At 65.5% G+C, this 18,351-nt stretch carries 16 protein-coding genes; 6 read left to right on the top strand and 10 right to left on the bottom strand.

Annotated features, from left to right (window positions below):
• Position 1: 1 nt before the first annotated feature.
• From IPK27_06490 to IPK27_06465, 6 genes are all read right to left on the bottom strand, one after another.
• Entirely contained in the window at positions 2-1,705 is a 1,704-nt protein-coding gene (locus IPK27_06490; protein MBK8067270.1) for an exo-alpha-sialidase, read from the bottom strand.
• A 113-nt stretch (positions 1,706-1,818) separates the two neighbouring features.
• Positions 1,819-2,676 carry a serine protein kinase RIO gene (locus IPK27_06485; protein MBK8067269.1) on the bottom strand — a complete coding sequence of 286 codons (858 nt, stop codon included), beginning with the start codon at positions 2,674-2,676 and terminating at the stop codon, positions 1,819-1,821.
• A 132-nt stretch (positions 2,677-2,808) separates the two neighbouring features.
• Positions 2,809-3,591 (bottom strand): sulfite exporter TauE/SafE family protein, encoded by a 783-nt coding sequence (locus IPK27_06480; protein ID MBK8067268.1) that lies wholly within the window; start codon positions 3,589-3,591, stop codon positions 2,809-2,811.
• A 154-nt stretch (positions 3,592-3,745) separates the two neighbouring features.
• On the bottom strand, positions 3,746-4,600 hold the full coding sequence (locus IPK27_06475) for an alpha/beta fold hydrolase (protein MBK8067267.1): 855 nt from the start codon (positions 4,598-4,600) through the stop codon (positions 3,746-3,748).
• Complete coding sequence (locus IPK27_06470) at positions 4,600-5,526, bottom strand: alpha/beta hydrolase (protein ID MBK8067266.1); 927 nt, start codon at positions 5,524-5,526, stop codon at positions 4,600-4,602. Before IPK27_06470 ends, IPK27_06475 begins: the two co-directional genes overlap by 1 nt.
• A 54-nt stretch (positions 5,527-5,580) precedes the next feature.
• Positions 5,581-6,207: a TetR/AcrR family transcriptional regulator gene (locus IPK27_06465; protein ID MBK8067265.1), complete on the bottom strand. Its 627-nt coding sequence runs from the start codon at positions 6,205-6,207 to the stop codon at positions 5,581-5,583.
• A gap of 116 nt (positions 6,208-6,323) precedes the next feature.
• Here IPK27_06465 and IPK27_06460 point away from each other — a divergent pair, with 116 nt between their 5' ends.
• From IPK27_06460 to IPK27_06450, 3 genes are read left to right on the top strand one after another with little or no spacing between them, the layout of a single operon-like run.
• Positions 6,324-6,626, top strand: a complete 303-nt coding sequence (locus tag IPK27_06460) for a type II toxin-antitoxin system RelE/ParE family toxin (GenBank protein MBK8067264.1) — start codon at positions 6,324-6,326, stop codon at positions 6,624-6,626.
• A complete protein-coding gene (locus IPK27_06455; GenBank protein MBK8067263.1) occupies positions 6,623-6,928 on the top strand; it encodes a putative addiction module antidote protein in 306 nt (101 codons plus the stop codon). Before IPK27_06460 ends, IPK27_06455 begins: the two co-directional genes overlap by 4 nt.
• A gap of 39 nt (positions 6,929-6,967) precedes the next feature.
• On the top strand, positions 6,968-8,584 hold the full coding sequence (locus IPK27_06450) for an alkaline phosphatase D family protein (GenBank protein ID MBK8067262.1): 1,617 nt from the start codon (positions 6,968-6,970) through the stop codon (positions 8,582-8,584).
• Positions 8,585-10,567: 1,983 nt separating this feature from the next.
• Here the strand turns inward: IPK27_06450 and IPK27_06445 are convergent.
• From IPK27_06445 to IPK27_06430, 4 genes are all read right to left on the bottom strand, one after another.
• A complete protein-coding gene (locus tag IPK27_06445; GenBank protein MBK8067261.1) occupies positions 10,568-10,999 on the bottom strand; it encodes a hypothetical protein in 432 nt (143 codons plus the stop codon).
• Positions 10,999-12,372, bottom strand: coding sequence for a DUF1501 domain-containing protein (locus IPK27_06440; GenBank protein ID MBK8067260.1), 1,374 nt, complete (start codon positions 12,370-12,372; stop codon positions 10,999-11,001). Before IPK27_06440 ends, IPK27_06445 begins: the two co-directional genes overlap by 1 nt.
• Before the next feature lie 5 nt (positions 12,373-12,377).
• A complete protein-coding gene (locus IPK27_06435; GenBank protein MBK8067259.1) occupies positions 12,378-14,084 on the bottom strand; it encodes a DUF1800 domain-containing protein in 1,707 nt (568 codons plus the stop codon).
• A 127-nt stretch (positions 14,085-14,211) separates the two neighbouring features.
• On the bottom strand, positions 14,212-14,616 hold the full coding sequence (locus IPK27_06430; GenBank protein MBK8067258.1) for a hypothetical protein: 405 nt from the start codon (positions 14,614-14,616) through the stop codon (positions 14,212-14,214).
• Positions 14,617-15,215: 599 nt separating this feature from the next.
• On the opposite strand from IPK27_06430, the gene IPK27_06425 reads away from it, so the two are divergent.
• The 3 genes from IPK27_06425 (at position 15,216) to IPK27_06415 (ending at position 18,283) form a co-directional block, all read left to right on the top strand.
• The gene (locus IPK27_06425) at positions 15,216-15,728 is read left to right on the top strand and encodes a hypothetical protein (protein ID MBK8067257.1); all 513 of its coding nucleotides are present in this window, start codon (positions 15,216-15,218) and stop codon (positions 15,726-15,728) included.
• 1,429 nt (positions 15,729-17,157) lie between these two features.
• Positions 17,158-17,901, top strand: a complete 744-nt coding sequence (locus tag IPK27_06420; GenBank protein ID MBK8067256.1) for a protein kinase — start codon at positions 17,158-17,160, stop codon at positions 17,899-17,901.
• Positions 17,804-18,283, top strand: coding sequence for a protein kinase (locus IPK27_06415; protein MBK8067255.1), 480 nt, complete (start codon positions 17,804-17,806; stop codon positions 18,281-18,283). The genes IPK27_06420 and IPK27_06415 overlap by 98 nt, the downstream gene beginning before the upstream one ends.
• Positions 18,284-18,351: the final 68 nt, after the last annotated feature.

The following is an 18,351-nucleotide window of genomic DNA, read 5'->3' as shown; positions in this document are numbered from 1 at the left end:
CTTATTCGAAGCCGTTGGCGAAGATCGCGTTGCCGGCCGGCAGAGCACCCGTCACCGCGAAGTTGCCGGTCGCGTAGGCGTCGACGGTATTCGCACCCGGTTCCTCGGTCCGATTGTCCGTGTAGATGCCGAGTGCCTGGGTCAGCACCATGTCCAGGCCGTTGTAATCGCCCCATTCGAAGCCATCGCTCGGCTTGGGCATGTTGATGCTGGTCAGGCGCGTCGGGGCGCTCCAGGTATCGCCGCCGTTTTCCGAATAGCTGTAGTAGAAGTCGACGCCGGTGCGATTGGCACTGTTTCGGGTGTCGTAGAAGACCACGTGCACACGGCCATTGTTGTCCACCTTGAGCCAGGGGTGGAAGCGATCCACCGTGTTGGCGTCGGCGGTGGCGTGCGGCGTGCGCACCTGCCAGGTGCTGCCGCCGTTGCGCGACCACGCCACCCGGATGCGCGCGTGGTTGTTGGCCGCGGTGCCGCTGGTGGCAGCAGTCGAATCGGTGAAGGCCACGTAGATCGTGTCGCGAAAAGCGCTGTTGCTGAGGTCCACGTCCGCCGAGGTGTAGATGAAGGCGTGGCGGGCCGTCATCGCGGGAATCGGGAAGTCGAAGGAGCCCTGGGTGTTGGCCACCACCACCGGGGCCGCGAAGCTGGCACCGCCGTCGGTGGATTTCAGCAGCACGATCTGCTTCACGCCATCAGCCGGATAGAAGTAATAGACGTTGCCGGCGGTGTCGGACGTCAGGTCGCAGCCGATGCCGGTCGGCGCGCTGTTGAAAGTGACCGGGGAACTGAAGCTCACGCCCATGTCGGTGGAGCGCGAGAACTTCTGCACGTTGTTGAGGTGCCAGCAGATGTAGACGTTCTCGTAGCGCGGCGACGCGGCATGCGTATCGACATGCAGGTATTCCTTGTCGACCTGCGAGTTGGTCGTGGGCACGACGACATTCGTGCTCCAGGTTTGGCCGTTGTCGGTCGAGCGGTACACGTAGACGCCGTTGCCGAGGGTGGCCGTGTACGCGCGCGTCCCGCTGCCGGACCAGGCCACCGTCGGGTCGCAGCAGATGTCGGCTCCCGGCAAATCGCCGGCGCGGGTCCAGGTGCTGCCCGAATCGGCCGAGTACCACATGGTCTGGCCCTGGTACGGACCATTGGAACCGGCGATGACCCGGCTGGTGTTGACCGGATTGATCGCGATGGCGGTTTCGGCGCCGCCATGGGCCGGGCCGCTGACGCGGATCTCGCTGGCGAGCGCGGCCTTGCGCCACTGCTGCTCGGTCTTGCCGCGGACCAGCGCCACCTCGAAGCTGCCATCCTCGGCCACGCGCACTTCGCGGTACAGGCGGCCGTCGATCAGATAGCCGTGGTACTTGCGTTCGAAGCGCTGCAGGGCGCTGCGCGGGTATTGCCCCGGACCCTGCGTGCGCATTTCCCGGTTGGCGCGGCGGAGTTCGACTCGGAAGAAGGCCGGGATCGGGTCCCGGGCGCTTCGCTCATCGTCCGACAGCAGGGCGACATCCGCGGCGGTCAGTTGGTAATTGCGGTCATCCCACGGGCCGATCAGGGCCAGCGCCGCATAGTCGACGCTCGCGTCGACGCCGCGGGTGGCATCGACCGGGTGCGCGGCGCCGACCGGCCCGGAGTGCAATGCGAGGCAACACGCAGCCAACAGGATGAGCGCGTGGGGCAGTGCACGAGAAATCGACATGGCGGAGGCTCGGGCGAATCCCGACCGGGATCTGAGGCGCAAAGCATACGCGACCGTCACAGTCTCCATCGTATGCGCGCGCCGCACTCCACCCGACTCGCGAGTTGCCCGCGCTACTCCGCCGCTTCGGCTTCCTCGCGCCCCTGCTGGCGGATCAGCGCCACTTGGCGCGCGTCCTCGATGGATTCCATCACCGCGTTCACGTCCGCGGTGTGCTCGTCGAACACGAAGCGGCCGGTGAGCTCGCTGTCCGGTTGCAAGTGGCCGCCCTCGAACAGCGCCCACATCTCCTCGCCGAAGTAGGTCTCCATCAGCTCCGGCGCAAAGCGCGCGAGGCTGGCGCGCAGGTTGTGCACATCGCGCAGGAGCATCGCGCGGGCATTGTTGTTGCCCGCGGCGCTGACCACCTGCGGCAGATCGATGATCACCGGACCGGTCGGCTCGACCAGCACGTTGAACTCGGACAGATCGCCATGGATCAGGCCGAGGCAGAGCATGCGTACGACATCGCGCACCAGTCGCGTGTGGTAGTCCACGGCCTGCGCAGGCGTGAGTTCAACCTCGCCCAGGCGCGGTGCGGGATCGCCGTGTTCGTCGGTGACCATCGCCATCAGCAGCACGCCGTTGAAATAGCCGTGCGGGCGCGGCACCGACACGCCGGCCTCGGCCAGCTTGTACAGCGCATCCACCTCGGTGTTTTTCCAGGCCACTTCCTGCTCGCGGCGGCCGAACTTGCTGCCGCGGTTGATCGCGCGTGCCTGGCGGCTGCCGCGGATCTGGCGCCCTTCCTGGTACTGCACGCGCGCCTGGAAGCTGCGCTGCGCCATGTCCTTGAAGACCTTGGCGCACAGGCGCTCGTCGCCGCGGCGGACGACGTAGACGGTCGCTTCCTTGCCGCTCTTCAGCGGCAGCAACACCTCGTCGATCAGGCCGTCGTCCAACAGCGGCTGCAGGCCCTTGGGGGTTTTCATTGATTGCGGCTCAAAGCGGTCAGCCGGCCATTATGACGCATGGGGCCGGCGGGAACGGCGCGCGGCCCGGTGTACGCGCAGCGCGCGTTCACCGGGTAGTGGCCGCGAGCGCCTGCTGAGCAGTGCAGTGCGTCACAGAACCCCGCTGATCAGTCCCACGCCGACGAAAACCAAGCCCACCGCCACGATGCGCTGCACCAGCGGCAGCTTGGCCTTTTTCAGCCAGCGCGTACCGAGCCAGGCCCCGGCGAATGCCGCGACGCAAGCAGTTCCGACCAACTGCAGCAGCCCTTCCGGTGCCGTCGCCAGCAGCGCGGCCTGGTTGCCGCCATACAGCGCAAGCCGGCTGAGGTCGATGGCGATGGCGATGACCACACCGGTGGCGACGAAGGAAGTCGCATCCAGTCCACACTTGACCAGGAACATCGAGCGCAATGCGCCCTGATGGCCGGACAATCCGCCGAAGAATCCACTGAGCAGCCCGCCCAGCGGCATCCAGCGCGGCGGCAACTGGGCGTGCTTGATCTTCGGATGTCCTTCGATCACCACGAAGGCGAGGATCAGGGCTCCGATCACCGCCTTGACCGGTTCGACCGCCAGCGCGTGGCCGGCCAACGCGTAATTGAACCACGGCGGCAGCTGCGACAACTGCCCCAGCAGCCAGGCGCCCGCGAAGGCCGCCGGCACCGCGGTGGGCAGGAACTGCAGCAACACGCGGCGATCAGCCGCGCGCGCCAGCAGTGCGCCCTTGAACAGGTTGTTGGCCAGGTGCACCAGCGCGGTGGCAGCGATTGCGACTGGCAGCGGCGCGAACAGCGCGAACGCCGGCAGCAACAGCGTGCCCAGGCCGAAACCGGAATACAGCGTCAGCAATGAAGCGCCGAAGGCAACGACGGCGATCAGGAGGTAGTCCATCGGGTGCTCGGTCGCGCAGCGCACAGAAGTGGGTCGCAGGATCCCGACTTGGAGGGCACGAGGGCAAGAGGGCACGAGGGCACGGAAAAGCGCAACTTCGCGTCGTCCTGCTTTTGCGTGCCCTCGTGCCCTCGTGCCTTCGTGCCCTCGTCTCTCAGCCGCGCATCCAGCGCGCCACACGCCCGGCCAGCGGCGCCGGTTGCTTGAGCCAGCCGAAGTGACCCGGCCTGCCATCGACCTCGAGCATTTCCCCTGCCTCCGCGTGGCCGACGATGTGCAGCAAGTGCTTGAGCGATTCGAATGGCGTGTAGGCATCGCCCGGCATCGCGATCCCGAGCACTGGCGTGCGCAGTCCACGCAGCGCATCTCGCCAGCCGCCATCCGGCCAGATCGATTCGGCAAAGCTGCCATGGCCTACCAGGTGCGCCCACTCGCGCATCAGCCGCGCACCCTGGCGCCCACCGAAGCGCAGCCAGTCGCCCGGGTAGTAGCCGCACCAGCGGCTGGAGCGATCCGCAGCCAGACCCAGCAGGCGCACCATCCAGCGGGCGCCGCCGCGGTAGTTGCGCCACCAGGGCGTGCCGCTGGCGACCAGCGCCACACCAGCCAGCGGCTGATCGATCCGGCGCGCCTGGTGCAGCAGCAGAGCATGCCCGCCGAGCGAGTGGCCCAGGCCGAAGATCGGCGCCTGCGGACAGTGCGCCCGCAGGGCCTGGACCGCATGCGCGATCTCGCCGTCGACCAGATCGGCGTAGCCCCAGTCGACGCCGCGCCGCGCACGCACCGGGCTGCGTCCCACGCCACGCAATTCCACCACCGCGGCCTGCAGCCCCTGCGCCGCCAGCGATTCCGCCAGCCGGCGATACACCCCGGCGGGTGTACCCAGCGCCGGCACCACCAGCACCACCGGCATGTCCGCACGCTCGCCCGGGTACCAGGTCAGCGGCGCCAAAGCCGCCGCGCCGCGGCCAGCGTCTGCATCCAGCGACAGGAGCTCGGGCCCGGCCATCAGGCGTACCCGTAGACCAGCGCCTGGGTGGACACCACGCGCTCACCGACCACCTCGCCGCGCAGGAAAGCGCGCCCGGCCGCGATCACGCCGTCGTCGTTGACGATCTTGTGGTGGCCCAGTCCCTGCACGCTCATGAGTCGCGCACCCGGCCAGAACCGGGCATAGCGCTCGCCCTCCTCCCACGGCACATCGACGTCTGCCAGATCGTGGACGATCAGCGCCGGCTGCGCCAGGTGCGGCGCCACGCGGTGGATCGCCAGCGCGTCCATCTCGCGCCCGGTCTGCTGCTCCAGGCGTCGCTGCATCGCCGCGCGCAGGTCTTCCGGCAAGGCGATCGCACGCGCAAAGCGACGCGAGGCCGCGGCACCATCTGCCGCCGGCGCAATCAGCACCGCACGCGAGGCCACCATCCCCTCGCGCATCGCCACCGCAATCGCCGCACCGCCCAGCGAATGGCCGATGGCCGCGGCGAATGGACCGTAGTGCCGCCCGACCGCGAGCACCGTGTCGGCGAATCCGGGCAGCGTGATCTTTGCCGGCCCGTTGCGCCCGTGCCCAGGCTGGTCGAAGGACAGCACCGCGTAGCCTTCCGCGCGCAGCATCTGCACCCACGGCAGGAAGCGCAGGCCGAAGCTCGACCAGCCGTGGCTCAGAAGCACCGTTGGCTGTTCGCCGACCTCGCCCCAGGCGTAGGTCGCAATCGCGTCGCCCGCGACCTTGATCCGCTGCATCCGCGCGCCGCCAAGGTCCGCCTGAGCCGCGCGGCTGCGCGAACTGCCCATCGGCGTGGTGAACAGGTCCAGCGCCCGCTCCGCGGTGTGCTGCGGCGCGAACACGCTGCCCAGGCTTACTGCGGCACGGATCGACCACGGCACCTGACTGGACCGAACGGTCGTGCTTTTTTGCGTCGAAACTGTGGCCATCTCTGTCGTCTCCTGGAGCACCCGGTGGGTGCGCTGCGCCGCCATCAGCGCGGTTCAATCGTGGTTGGAAGGGGTTTCGATCAGACTGTCGATCAGGCGGTTCACGCCCGCCTCGACGCGCGCCACCGCGCGCTCCACACCCGCCAGCTTGACCTCGAACTGGAAGGCGAGCATCAGCCCGTGGACTTCGAATGCGACCTGCTCGGGATCGGTGTCGGCGTGCAAATGTCCCTGCTCCACCGCGATCCGCACCGCGCGTGCGATCTCCCGCAGCAGGTGCGCGATATGCCCCATCACGCGCTCGCGCACCGGACCGGGCTGGTCGTCGAACTCCAGCAGCGCCGCACCGATCGGGCAGCCGCGGTTCTCGCCGTAGCGCAGGGTGCGCCGCTTCCAGCCATCGAGGATCGCGCGCAAACGCGGCAGCCCGCGCCGCTCGCGCACTGCCGGCACGAATACCTCGTCGGTGAAGATCTTCGCGGCCGCGTCCAGCACCGCCAGTTGCAGGTCTTCGCGCGATCCGAAATGCGCGAACACCCCGCTCTTGGACATGCCCGCCGCCTCGGCCAGGGTGCCGATGGTCAGCGCGTCCAGGCCACTGCGATCAGCCAGCTCCACCGCCCGCGCGAGGATCAGTTCGCGGGTGGCGGCGCCTTTGCTGGGGAGAACGGTAGCGTACATGACGAAACAATAGCACGACCGTTCGTGTTTATTTGCTGAACGATCGCAAAGGTCAGGACATGGACACCATGTCAACCGCGGTGGACAGTCCGGTGACTGCTACTTATCCTCCCCAGATGCTCACCATCGTCGAGAGCAGCACATTCAAGGTGTGGTTCGCTGCCCTGCGGGACCGCGGAGCACGTGCGCGGATCGCCGTGCGGATCCGTCGGCTCAGTATCGGCAATCCAGGTGACGCCAAGCCGGTCGGCGACGGCATCAGCGAGTTGCGGATCGACCATGGCCCGGGTTACCGGGTCTACTTCGTGCGTCGCGGCGCACTGCTGGCCATCCTGCTCTGCGGCGGCGACAAGTCCACGCAGGACTCAGACATCGCAAAAGCAAAGCGGATCGCTCAGGACTGGGAGAGTGACCAATGACTGAATCCTTCACCCGTTGGGACGCCGCAGAACATCTGCAGTCCGAAGACGACATTTCCGCCTATCTGGATGCAGCGATGGAATCCGGCGATCCTGCGCTGATTGCCGCCGCCTTGGGCGACGTCGCCCGCGCACGCAACATGATGCAGTTGGCGCGGGATACCGGCCTGACCCGCGCCGGTCTTTACAAGGCCCTTTCCGGCGACGGCAACCCCAGCTTCGCCACGGTCATGAAGGTCGCCAAGGCATTGGGACTGCGGCTGAAGTTCGCGCCTGCGCCGGCGCCCGACCGTGCCGCCTGACACCGCCGGCAGCCCCGGCCAACGCCCCAGGAGTATTCGATGCATCGGCTCAGCGACTGGATCCGCCACCTCTGCCGCCGCCCGCTGCCGCGCGATCCGCTCGCACGCCGGCGTTTCCTGCAGCAGGCCGCGTGGAGCACCGCCGGACTGGCCATGGCCCCGGCCTTGCTGACGCCCGCCGGCGCGCAGGCGCCGCCGCGCGCGCGCTTCGTCGCCGAGCCCTTCTCGCTCGGCGTGGCCAGCGGCTATCCGCACCCGCATGGCTTCTCGCTATGGACGCGCCTGGCACCGGCGCCGCTGCTGCCGGACGGCGGGATCCCGGGTGACGACCGCATCTCGGTGCGCTGCGAGATCGCCGACGACGAGGGCTTCAAGACCATCCGCCGGACCATCGCCTTCGAAACCTCGACCGATGTCGGCCACAGCGCGCACCTGGATGTGGACGGACTGGAGCCCGGGCGCACCTACTTTTACCGCTTCCTGTGCGAGGACGCGGTCAGCCCGGTCGGCCGCACGCACACCCTGCCGGCGGCCGGAAGCCGCCTGGACCGCTACCGCATCGCCTTCGCCACCTGCCAGAACTACGAGCACGGCTACTTCAGCGCCTACCGCCAGATGCAACGCGACCAGCCGGACCTGGTGCTCTTCCTCGGCGACTACATCTACGAAAGCCAGTGGGGCAACCCGATCCGCCGCCACCACGGCGGCGAGGCCAACACCCTGGCCGGCTACCGCATGCGCCACGCGCAATACAAGCTGGATCCGGACCTGCAGGCGATGCACCGCCAAGGGCCGTGGGCCTTCGCCTGGGACGATCACGAAGTCGACAACGACTACGCCGGCGAGCAGTCGGAGAACCTGGATCCGGGCTTCCTGCTGCGCCGCGCAGCCGCGTACCAGGCCTACTTCGAACACATGCCGGTGCCGCGCCGGATGTTCCCGCGCGCCAGCGAAATGCGCATCTACTCGCACCTCGACATCGGCGATCTGCTGCGGATCTACCTGCTCGACGACCGCCAGTACCGCACGCCGCAGCCTTGCCCGCGGATCAACCGGCACGCCTCGCAGGTGCTGCCCAACTGCAGCGAGCTGCGCGACCCCGCGCAGACCCTGCTCGGCCGCGCGCAGGAGGAATGGCTGGCCGCGCGCTTCAAGGAAAGCCGCGCGCACTGGAACCTGATCGGCCAGCAGACCCTTTTCGCACCGATGGACGAACTGCCCGGCGCCGAACTCGGCACCTGGACTGACGGCTGGGACGGCTACCCGCTGTCGCGCCAGAAGGTGCTGCAGCAGATGCAGGCCGCCAGGCTCAGCAACCCGGTGTTCGCCGGTGGCGACCTGCACTGCGCGATCGTGGCCGATGTGCCCGGAGATCCGACACGTTTCGACTCGGCGACGGTAGCGAGCGAGTTCGTCGGCACCTCGCTCAGCGCCGACGCCCGCCCCCAGGACTACTACACCGCGCTGCAGCCGGAGAACCCGCACCTGCACCAGCTCCGCTCGGACCAGCGCGGCTACACCCTGCTCGACTTCGGCCGCGAGCGGCTGGAAGCCACCCTGCAGGTGGTCAGGGACGTCCACGTGCGCGAGGCGGAGTTCGAGGTGCAGGCGCGCTATGTGGTCGAGGACGGGAGGCCGGGGCCGCGCAGGGTTTGATCTTGGGGGATGTTGACCTGATCTGATGGCGGGTGGGCGCTGGTCGCCTTCGCATCTGTGGAGGCGGGCTCCGCTCGAGATCTTCTGGCTGCTGGCTGCTGGCTGCTGGCTGCTGGCTGCTGGCTGCTGGCTTCTGGCTTCTGGCTTCAGAAAGCGAAAGCGTTTCGGCCTGGCGGCCGAGTAACTTTTCTTTGAAGTGGCCAAAGAAAAGTCACCAAAAGAAAGGCCACCCCGCGTCCGCGCCCCGTGTGCGTCGTGCACACGGGGTCCCTGGGGTGCTCAGGAAGCGCAGGCCGCTGCGCAACTCGCACATCCCTGCGCTCGGACATGCTCGCTGTCCCCTGCGCTTCGCTCCGCTCCTCGGCGCTCCCGAGGGGCCCCATTGTTCCTTCGACCCGGCTTCCTGCCTGGTTCTTGAGGTGTGGCGGGTCAACCGGCTTGCGGGTCTTGAGCAGAAGGAAGCCTGGTTCTTGTCGCTGTCGCTTGGCTGCGAGCTCCTGGCTGTCGCTGTCGCTGTCACCGTCGCGGTCGCGGCTGCTTGCTGTTTGTGGGAGCGGGCTCCGCCCGCGATCTTCTTGCTTTTCGTTTTTCGCCTTTGGCCTTTGGCATCGAGAGCAAGAGCGTTTCGGCCTGACGGCCGAGTGTCTTTTCTTTGAGTGGCCAAAGAAAAGTCACCAAGAGAAAGGCCACCCCGCGTCCGCGCTTGCCGCGCGTCGTGCGCGGCAAGTCCCCTGCGGTGCTCACGAAGCGCAGGCCGCTGCGCAACTCGCACGTCCATGTGCTCGGACATGCTCGCTCCTGATTCGTACCAATCCTCATCGCCGATGGACCGGCGATGCGAAAAGCGTTCGGACAAGGTCCGAACCCACAGATGCCGCGAGCTTGCTGTGCGTGGGATTGGACCTTGTCCAAACGCTGTTGCTCTTGGGGCGCTTCCGCGATGAGGATTGGTACGAATCAGGTGCTCGCTTTCCCCTGCGCTTCGCTCCGCTCCTCGGCGCTCCCGAGGGGCCCCATTGTTCCTTCGACCCGGCTTCCTGCCTGGTCCTCGAGGCCAGCTTCTTGATCGATTTGCTCGACGGGGGTCGAGAGCGAAGCGTTATCAGCCGAGCAGAGCTGCTGGCTCTGCTGCTGGCTCTGGCTTCCTTCCGCACAAGACCCGCAAGCCGGCCGACCCGCCACACCTCAAGAACCAGGCAGGAAGCCGGGTCGAAGAAACCCGGGGCCCCTCGGGAGCGCCGAGGAGCGGAGCTGGATCAAGGGGAAAGCGAGCATGTCCGAGCACAGGGATGTGCGAGTTGCGCAGCGGCCTTGATCCGGCGAGCACCGCAGGGGACCCCGTGTGCACGACGCACACGGGGCGCGGACGCGGGGTGCCCTCTTTCTTGGTCACCTTCTTTCTGGGCAAGCAGAAAGAAGTGACTCGGCCGCCAGGCCGAAACGCTCTGGCCTTTGATCTTGAAGCAACAGCGACGGCGACAGCCAAAAGATCGCGGGCGGAGCCCGCTCCCACAAACAGCAAAGCAGCAGCGACAGCAAAGCAACAGCGACAGCCAGAAGCTCGCGGGCGGAGCCCGCTCCCACAAACAGCAAAGCAGCAGCGACAGCAAAGCAGCGGCGACAGCCAAAAGCTCGCGGGCGGAGCCCGCTCCCACAAACAGCAAAGCAGCAGCGACAGCAACAGCGACAGCGACAGCGACGGCGACAGCCAAGAGCTTGCGGGCGGAGCCCGCTCCCACAAACAGCAAAGCAGCAGCGACGGCAACAGCGACAGCGACGGCGACAGCCAAGAGCTCGCGAGCGGGGCCCGCTCCCACAAACCGGAAGTGCCACAAGCGAAAAGACCGCGCGCGCAGCCCGCAACCCCTGACCGCGGCGCGGACGCGGAGTGCCGCTCCCACAGACGCCTGGGCGACGGCGCCAATCACAGGGCGAAACGCGTTTTCCCCTGAAGTGGCAGGGATTCGCGACGCGCGTGAGGAACTACTCAAAACCGCTTGCAAACCACTCCGGCACCACCTGCACTGAGCCCAGCATCCCCTGCGCAAAGTGGAAGTCGCAGTAGTACGGGAACTCGCCCGCGGCGGGGAAGACCACGGCCCGTTCGGGGCCGCTGGTGATGCTGCCGATGGGGCTGGTCGGGTCATGCGTGGCAGTGCCGCCGGTGACCGTGCCCGCAAACAGCGGGTGGTTGCCGAAGTCCGGCACGGCGCGGAACAGCACGCGCGCCCCGGCGCTGACGGTGAGACAGCGCGGGCGGTAGAGGAAGGGGTTGCCCGGCTGGTCGTTGGCGATGACCACATCGTCCTGTCCGCGGCGGTCCACGAAGTTGCCGGGCAGGCAGTTGTTCAGCGCCAACGTTGATGGCGGCGCCAGGGCCGCCGCGCAGCAAACGACGAGGACAGCGCGGCGCATCAGAGCATGAAGCCCAGGTTCGGCGTTGCGAAGCGGCCAAGATTAGGGAACACCAGGGTGCGGTCCTCGTTGGACAATCCGTACCAGCTCGCCAGCGTGGCCGCGTACTGGTCGACCGCCAGCGTCGGGATCACCTGTCCCCAGTCGGCGTCGTCCGGGCCGCCCACCGTGAGGTTGGGCGGCGTGCCGAAGATGCGCCCGCCGCGCACTGCGTCGCCGATCACCAAGTGGTGCGATCCCCAGCCATGGTCGGTGCCGTCGCCGTTGATCGACAGGGTGCGTCCGAAATCGCTGGCGGTGAACGTGGTGACGTCGCTGCCCAGGTTCATGCTGGTCATCGCCGCATAGAAGGCGCTGATGGCAGCCGACAGCTCGCCGAGCAAGGGTCCATGATCGGCAAGCTGGCTGGCGTGCGTGTCGTAGCCGCCCTGACCGACGAAAAAGATCTGGCGGTTCATCTGCAGCGCGCCGCGGGCGCTGATCAGGCGCGCGACCATGCGCAACTGGCGGCCCAGGCTGGTGTCGGGGAAGGTCACGTTCAGGGGCGGCGCGCCGGCCAGCGCCGCGGTCACCATTTCCTCGTTGTCCATCGCACGGCGCATGCGGTTGGCGTACTCGCGCTGCATCGCATGGCCGTGGTTGAGGTCGCGCAGGGCCTCGAATGCGGCGCGGCGCGGCGCATTCCACGGTTCCTGGTTGACGAAGTAGATCCCTTCCACGCCATTCTGGCCGACAAAGTAGGGCACCACGTTGTTGCCGGCCTGGAACACGTTCTCGCCGTCGATGGAAATGTTCATCGACAACTGCTGGTTGGGATTGCTGGCGAAGAACAAATCGGCCAGGCGGCCGCCCCAGCCGCGCCGATTCGCGGTTTCCGCAGCGGGGGTCTGCCACAGCACCTGTTGGTCGCTGTGCGAGAACAGCTGCGCCGGCACCGGCACGCTGCCGGCCTGGAACTGGGTCTTGTTGATCGGATACAGCAGCGGGCCGACATTGCTGACGATGGCCGCCTTGCCGGTGTTGAACAGGTTCTGCAGGCCGCCCATCGACGGATGCAGGCCGAAGTTGCCACCGCCGGCCGGCGGCACGCTGGGGGTGAGTTGCAGCAGTTGGGCGCTTGGGATTGCGAGCGCCGCGCGCGATGCGCTGTACTGCGCGTAGCCGGCGCCATCGCGCGGCACCAGCATGTTGAAGGCGTCATTGCCGCCGTACTGGAACACACAGACCAGCGCGCGGTAACCGCCACCCAGCAGGGTGCGGCTGCCGGCAGGCACGGCGGCCTGGGCCAGCGACAGCTTGCCGGCCAGCGAGGTGAACAGAGCGCTGGATGCGGTGGCGCACAGCAGGTGCCGAAGAGCGTCTCGACGATTCATGCGGATCACCTCTCGATGACGTATTCGGGCGAGGTCTGGATCAGCCAGACGGTGTCCATCACGCGCTCGCGGCCCTGGTCCTGGGCGGGATCGATGCTGGCGATGTGGTTGACCAGGATGTTGAACATGGCCTGCGACATCGTGCGGTTCATCAGCACCAGGTCGAAATGGTCGACCAGCGCAGCGGGACTGGCCACCGCGAGTGGCTGGTAGGGCCGCAGGTCGACGACGACATCCTCCGGGGTCTGCCACTCGTTGCCGCGCCAGGCCCAGTAGGTGCGCCCACCCAGCGCCATCGAGCTGCTGGCGATCTGCGGATCGGTGGTGATCTGGAACTCCGGGGCATCCAGGCCCAGGGTGGACAACTCGCCGGTGGGGCGGAAGTCCGGCAGGAAGAAGTTGAACACTGTCGGCGCCCGCAGCGCCGCCTGACCGTAGCTGAACTCCGCGTTCCACTCCTGGTAGCGGCCGTTGTCCGCATAGGCGTTGAGCACGCGCCACAGGTGGGTCTGCCGCAGCAGCGGCTCGCGCAGCTTGCCGCGGTGGCTGGCGAGCGTGGGCAGGGTGCGTGCCTCGCTGTCCATCAGGATCGCGCGGACGGTGGCCCGCAGGTCGCCGCGTATGCCCTGGCCATTGTTGCCGAACACCGCGGCCACCCGCGCCACATAGGCCGGCGAAGGATTGCTCGACACCAGCCGCTGGATCAGCCGACGGGCCAGGAAGGGACCGACATTCGGATGGCGGAACACATTGTCCAGAGCGCTTTCGAGATTGGCCCGCGCGGTGCCGCCGGCCGGGAGCACGCCGCCGGCCAGGGTCACGCCCGGATAACTCAGCAGGGTCTTGGGGCCATCCACCGCATGGTACTGCTCCCATTCCTGCATCGGCAGCAGCCAACCCGCGCCGGGGTTGCCCTCCGGCCCGGACGGACACCATTCCCACTCCCACCACTGGCCGCCGTCGGTGCGCGGGCAGTTCGCCCAGTTCCAGCCGGTGAACACATGCGCGAAGCCGCGGATCTGGTCCTGGCCATAGGTGGGCACCGGCGCGCCGCCCTGGGTCACCGGCACGCCATCCGGCCCCAGTTGCACCAGGCCGATCGAGAACAACTGCATGATTTCGCGCGCGTAGTTCTCATCCGGGCGGATGTTCGCCGCGACGTCCGGCTTGCGGTTCTTGAACATCGACAGGTAGTGGCCCATCACCGGGTGCAGGGTCACCCGTTCGAGCAACTCGCGGTAATTGCCGAAAGCCTCCTGCTGCAGCACGTCGTAGTAGTGCGCCATGCCGAAAGGCGTGCCCTCGATGGCGCCGCTGCGGTCCGACACCACCAGGATCTCGCTCAGGGCGAAGGCCACCCGCTGGCGCAACTGGTCCGGAGAGCGCATCGCGCGGTCCCACCAGGCTTCCTGACGCGAGTTCTGGTAGACGCTGATGCCGGCTGCCTGCTGCGCGTCCATGTATGGCCGGTGCAGGTTCAATGGCAGCGCGAACTGCTCGTTGAGCCAGGCGTTGTAGCCCATGGCACGCAGCCTGCGGATCTCCGGCAACGTGGCGCCGAAGGTCGCCTGGGTCAGGAAGCGTGCCGCCTCCGCATCGCTCAGCGGGCCTTCCGGTGATTCGTTGAAGCCGGCATCAAAGAGGTGATCGCCCGCCCTGGCGGGTTGCCAGGCGACGGTCAGCAGCAAGGCAAGCAGGCAGAACAGGCGCATCGGGCCGGGCTCGGTGGCGTGGTGAGGAGAGCCTAGGCTAGCGCAGCACGCACGATGTGTGACGGCGCGCGGGAAAGCGCAGCTTGGTCGCCACCCAGACCCTGCCCTGCGCCGCTTCCGGCCAGCTTCAATCCTGGTTGATGCGCACCTGCATCCCGCGCTGACCGGTGAAGTTTCCTTCAAAGAAGATGTCCACGCGTTCGAGCGCATGCAGGGACTCAGTCAGCGCCGAGTACACCGCCATCAGTGCGGCCTCCGAATAGTGCGCGCGCGTGTCGAGGGGGCAGTTGGGACTCGTCGGGCCGGTCGAACAGAAGTAGGTGACCTGCGGCGTGCGCATTTCGTCGCTGCATTCTGCGTAGGTCTGCTTGGTAGAGACGACCAGCCCGCCCGATCTGCCCATGCCCTCCAGTTGACCGGGCGACAAGCGGACATTGCACACCGCCTGGTCGACCAGAACTCCCGCCTGCGCCGGCAGGTGCAGGCACGCAAGGACAGCTCCGATGAAAGACAAGCGCCATGGTGCGGACATGATCAGGCTCCTTGAGGTTGGGGGTGCGCCGCCGCGGCTTTAAGGCCCATGGCGCAGCGCCAGTCTGGCCGCACCCCCGCCGCGCCGTTGCACCCCAGGTTGCCCGTGCTTGTCGCGGGGTTGCGCATTCGGGCCGGGGCTGCGATGGCCGGCAGGAAGGATTGCCTTTGCTCCCGCGATCTTGCCCTCGGCCCAGCCACCCACCGGCCCAACGACGGGCCATGCCCGACTGTCTCACAAGGCATTCGCGCGCTTGCCGGAAGCCGCCGTTCGTTGGCGGAGTCCCGCGACGCGGCCACCGGAATCGGTGGCCGTAGCAATTACGCAGAGTCAGAAGTCCAGTGCGACCAGCCAGCGGTGTTCGACCCGGCGCTCATGGACAAGTTCCAAACCCACGCACCGCAAGCTCGCGGCATCTGTGGGTTCGGACCTTGTCCGAACGCTTTTCGCATCGCCGGTCCATCGGCGATGAGGATTGGTACGAATCAGGTCCTTGGATCAGTCTCGGGGCGGTCACGCGCCCCGCGCGGACGGATATGCTCATCGAATAGCCGGCGCTCTGGTCAAACGGGCGCGCCACAACAGGCGAGGTGTTCCGCATGGATCGCGTCTTCGAACTGCTCGCTGCGCGCGGCTGGAAAGTCGTTGTTCACCCGGAACCGGCCTTGCGTCTGCCCGCAGACGTGACGTCGCGTTATCCGAGGCTTCCCGATGAGGTCCAAGACTTCATCGGGAGAATCGAGTGCTGCCTGAGTCCGCAGGAAGACGCCTGGCTGCTCGGCGCACCCGACTACGTAAAGACCCCCGCGCCCGCTTTTCCCTGGGACGCCATCGAGCAACTGGCACTGGAGACCTGCGACAGCGCGGCGGAACGTGCCGAGCAAGCCAGGTTCTGGGACAAGCACTTTCCAATCGCGATGTCCGTCCGCGCCGATGACGACTATCTCGCCGTCTGCCTGTCCGCAGACGCCTTCGGCAGCGTGGTGCACGGCTACGCGCCCGAGTGGGAGAACCCCAGCATCGTCTCGCACTCATTCAGCGAATTTCTGCACGCGTTCGAACACGCCCTGTCCCAGCCATCCCCTCCCTACCCCTTCAGTGTCTTCCTGTAGCGCGCCGACGCCCCTGCCGGCAGCGCCGCAGACTCAGTTCATCGTGTGAGAAGCGCCAGACCCCATCCACGATCAGCGACCGCGCCCTTCCGTCGCCGTCCGATCCCTGCCCCGATCCTCGCAAGAACACAACGAAGCAGCCCAGGACCCTGCACGAAAGCCCGTCCTGCCGCTCCGATGACTGCCGCGCAGTATCGCGACACATCGCCCGACGTCTCCGAAGACGTCTGCAAAGCGTCGCGAGACGTCATCGCACGACTCCGAAGACCTCTGAGCGATATCGCGAACTTCGTTCTCAGTCTCCGCAGACCTCCGCGTAGTGTCGCGAGACCTCGTTCCACGTCTCCAAAGACCGGCGCGGAGTCTTCAGAAGCCACCTCGGAGTTTCGCGAAACATGGTTCCAAGCCTTCGAAGTCCATCGCGAAGATTCCGAAAAGATCGTTCCAAGTCTCCAAAGATTTCCGTGAAGTATCAGGAGACGTCGTTTCGAGTTTCGAAAAACCGATCTGAAGGCTCAGGAGACGTCGTTTCGAGGCTCCAAAGACCGATACCCAGTCACGGGAAACATCGCTTCGTATCTTGAAAGAGTGCCGCGAAGGATCGAGAGACTTCATTCCGACGTTTCGAGAAGCCTGCGGCCCGTCGCGAGAGGTGAATCGACCGCCGGCCGTCACTTCCAGCGTGATGCGAGTCGTGCAGCCACTCACTCAATCCTTCCCCCGACCACCGCAAGAAGCCATCGCGGCGAGCAAGGCCAGTCGGCGCCGCCGGCTTGACCTGACGAGACTCGTCGCGCACCGAACTCGTGGGGCGCATGCAGACACTTCGTTCACACAACGTTGCGGTCGGCGTAGAGTCGGTCGCAGCGCCGCCTCAGGAACATCGCATGGCTTCAGACGTATCAGGGCACCCTTGCCAGCCCGGCGGAACCACAGCCGCATCAAGCAACTTTTCTTCTGGCGTAGGTGCGAGAAGTTGCGCCTGCGTGGGACAACGGTTGGAGCGGAGCCGGCGACGATGCTGCTTCAGGCCTGCGGCGGCGACTGATGGGATAAAGGCGGGCGGGGTCGCTGAACTGAGGGGGGGATATGCGATACCGCAGCATTGATGCGATGAGCAACGCTTATCACCACAGGATGCACCCGGTATCTGATATCCAGTCAATGTTGGCTTGGGCGACGTGCAAAATCAGGCGCTTGCCGAACGTCGCATAGAGGAGATGGGTCCGGTGTGACGTATAGATGCAGTTAGGCATCATTTGATAGCTATTGGAGTGGGGGAATGGCAACCACAAAAAGTAGTTGGACGTTTCTCTTTCGCCGACCTTTCGTCAGCATGGTTTTGGATTGCGCTCGCCGCCTAAAAGCTGCGCTCGAATGGCCTGAACGATCCGAGTGCGTAGTCACACTAAGCGGCACGGAACGGGTAATGGGCGCTCCCGACGATCTTTCGCGCCATATTCAAGATAATCCAAATCGCGAATACTACCATGCTACAGTGACTGTCAAGGGTTATCACGACGACGCCCCTGCTTCAAAGGTCGTGCTCAAAGCAAGTTTGGTTCATTTGGAACTTATTCTACAATTTCAAAACCTGGAACCATCATTCCAAGCTTCATTGACAAGCATTGTTGAAAACCACTTTCCCAAGGCTAGTTCACAGTTCTCCCAGAGGCCAGAAGAAAAGAGAGTGAGGGAAACGAGGGAGCTCCAGCCGGGAATGGAGATTGATTGCTATCGTCTGTTGCAACGCCTCGGAAGTGGAATGTCAGGGGAGGTCTGGAAGGCGAGAGTAGAAAGGACACCACCAGGTGTAGGGCTCCGTCCGAGCGAATCAGTGGCTATGAAACACTATTTTGAGAGTCCGCTTCGAGGAGCGGAACTTATTCGGGTCCACCGCGAATTCTTGGTTGCATCAAAGCTGAGGCACCCTAATCTGGTACGCGTCTTTGACTTGCTCTTGTCGCCGAGCCGCCCATTTCATTCTTTCCTTGTCATGGAACACGTTGAAGGGCGTACGCTAAAAGCCCAAATTCCCAATCAGGGCTTCGACGTAAAGAAGGTAATTGATATTGGTGTCCAAATTGTTTGGGGCCATCGAGGAACTGCATGGGCAAAGTGCACTACACAGAGATATAAAAGCGGGCAACATCATGATGCTCCCTACGAATGAACTGAAACTGTTGGATCTTGGCATTGTCGTTGCGACTGGAGAGTCGTCGCTGACTGCCACAAGTGTTTTCATCGGTAGTAAGCATTCTGCCCCCATAGAACAGCTCAGCGGAGAAGAGCTAGATGAGCGAACTGACATTTATGCCGCAGGCACGGTACTGTTCCATTCCTACACCGGACGGCCGATATATCACAAGGTCGGTCCTGAAGGGGCAATTGTGAAGCGAATGCTTACTCGGCCCGAAAAGCTCGAACCTAAGTCAGAAATGGATAGTCGATTTGTGGAATTTGTGAACTCGTGCATTTCGGTGGAAGCTGCTGACCGTCCAAATTCGGCCAGAGATTGCAAAGAAATTCTCCTTGAACTCTTAAGGCCGCGCTGATGCCTAACTATGCATTCAAGCCGATTGCGGAACAGGCTCTTGGCTCAAACCAAACATTGTCGTGCCGC

The organism is Rhodanobacteraceae bacterium (genome assembly GCA_016713135.1).
In the GTDB taxonomy this organism is placed as follows: domain Bacteria; phylum Pseudomonadota; class Gammaproteobacteria; order Xanthomonadales; family SZUA-5; genus JADKFD01.
The sequence above is the reverse complement of the archived record's forward strand: the minus strand, read 5'-3'. Positions and strand labels throughout refer to the sequence as shown.

What these genes read in the sequence shown, in the direction of transcription:
- IPK27_06470 (MBK8067266.1), bottom strand. Translation starts at nt 5,526, where the DNA reads ATGGCCACAGTTTCGACGCAAAAAAGCACGACCGTTCGGTCCAGTCAG.
- IPK27_06435 (MBK8067259.1), bottom strand. Translation starts at nt 14,084, where the DNA reads ATGCGCCTGTTCTGCCTGCTTGCCTTGCTGCTGACCGTCGCCTGGCAA.
- IPK27_06430 (MBK8067258.1), bottom strand. Translation starts at nt 14,616, where the DNA reads ATGTCCGCACCATGGCGCTTGTCTTTCATCGGAGCTGTCCTTGCGTGC.
- IPK27_06440 (MBK8067260.1), bottom strand. Translation starts at nt 12,372, where the DNA reads ATGAATCGTCGAGACGCTCTTCGGCACCTGCTGTGCGCCACCGCATCC.
- IPK27_06480 (MBK8067268.1), bottom strand. Translation starts at nt 3,591, where the DNA reads ATGGACTACCTCCTGATCGCCGTCGTTGCCTTCGGCGCTTCATTGCTG.
- IPK27_06475 (MBK8067267.1), bottom strand. Translation starts at nt 4,600, where the DNA reads ATGGCCGGGCCCGAGCTCCTGTCGCTGGATGCAGACGCTGGCCGCGGC.
- IPK27_06425 (MBK8067257.1), top strand. Translation starts at nt 15,216, where the DNA reads ATGGATCGCGTCTTCGAACTGCTCGCTGCGCGCGGCTGGAAAGTCGTT.
- IPK27_06445 (MBK8067261.1), bottom strand. Translation starts at nt 10,999, where the DNA reads ATGCGCCGCGCTGTCCTCGTCGTTTGCTGCGCGGCGGCCCTGGCGCCG.
- IPK27_06420 (MBK8067256.1), top strand. Translation starts at nt 17,158, where the DNA reads ATGGGCGCTCCCGACGATCTTTCGCGCCATATTCAAGATAATCCAAAT.
- IPK27_06450 (MBK8067262.1), top strand. Translation starts at nt 6,968, where the DNA reads ATGCATCGGCTCAGCGACTGGATCCGCCACCTCTGCCGCCGCCCGCTG.
- IPK27_06485 (MBK8067269.1), bottom strand. Translation starts at nt 2,676, where the DNA reads ATGAAAACCCCCAAGGGCCTGCAGCCGCTGTTGGACGACGGCCTGATC.
- IPK27_06465 (MBK8067265.1), bottom strand. Translation starts at nt 6,207, where the DNA reads ATGTACGCTACCGTTCTCCCCAGCAAAGGCGCCGCCACCCGCGAACTG.
- IPK27_06455 (MBK8067263.1), top strand. Translation starts at nt 6,623, where the DNA reads ATGACTGAATCCTTCACCCGTTGGGACGCCGCAGAACATCTGCAGTCC.
- IPK27_06460 (MBK8067264.1), top strand. Translation starts at nt 6,324, where the DNA reads ATGCTCACCATCGTCGAGAGCAGCACATTCAAGGTGTGGTTCGCTGCC.
- IPK27_06490 (MBK8067270.1), bottom strand. Translation starts at nt 1,705, where the DNA reads ATGTCGATTTCTCGTGCACTGCCCCACGCGCTCATCCTGTTGGCTGCG.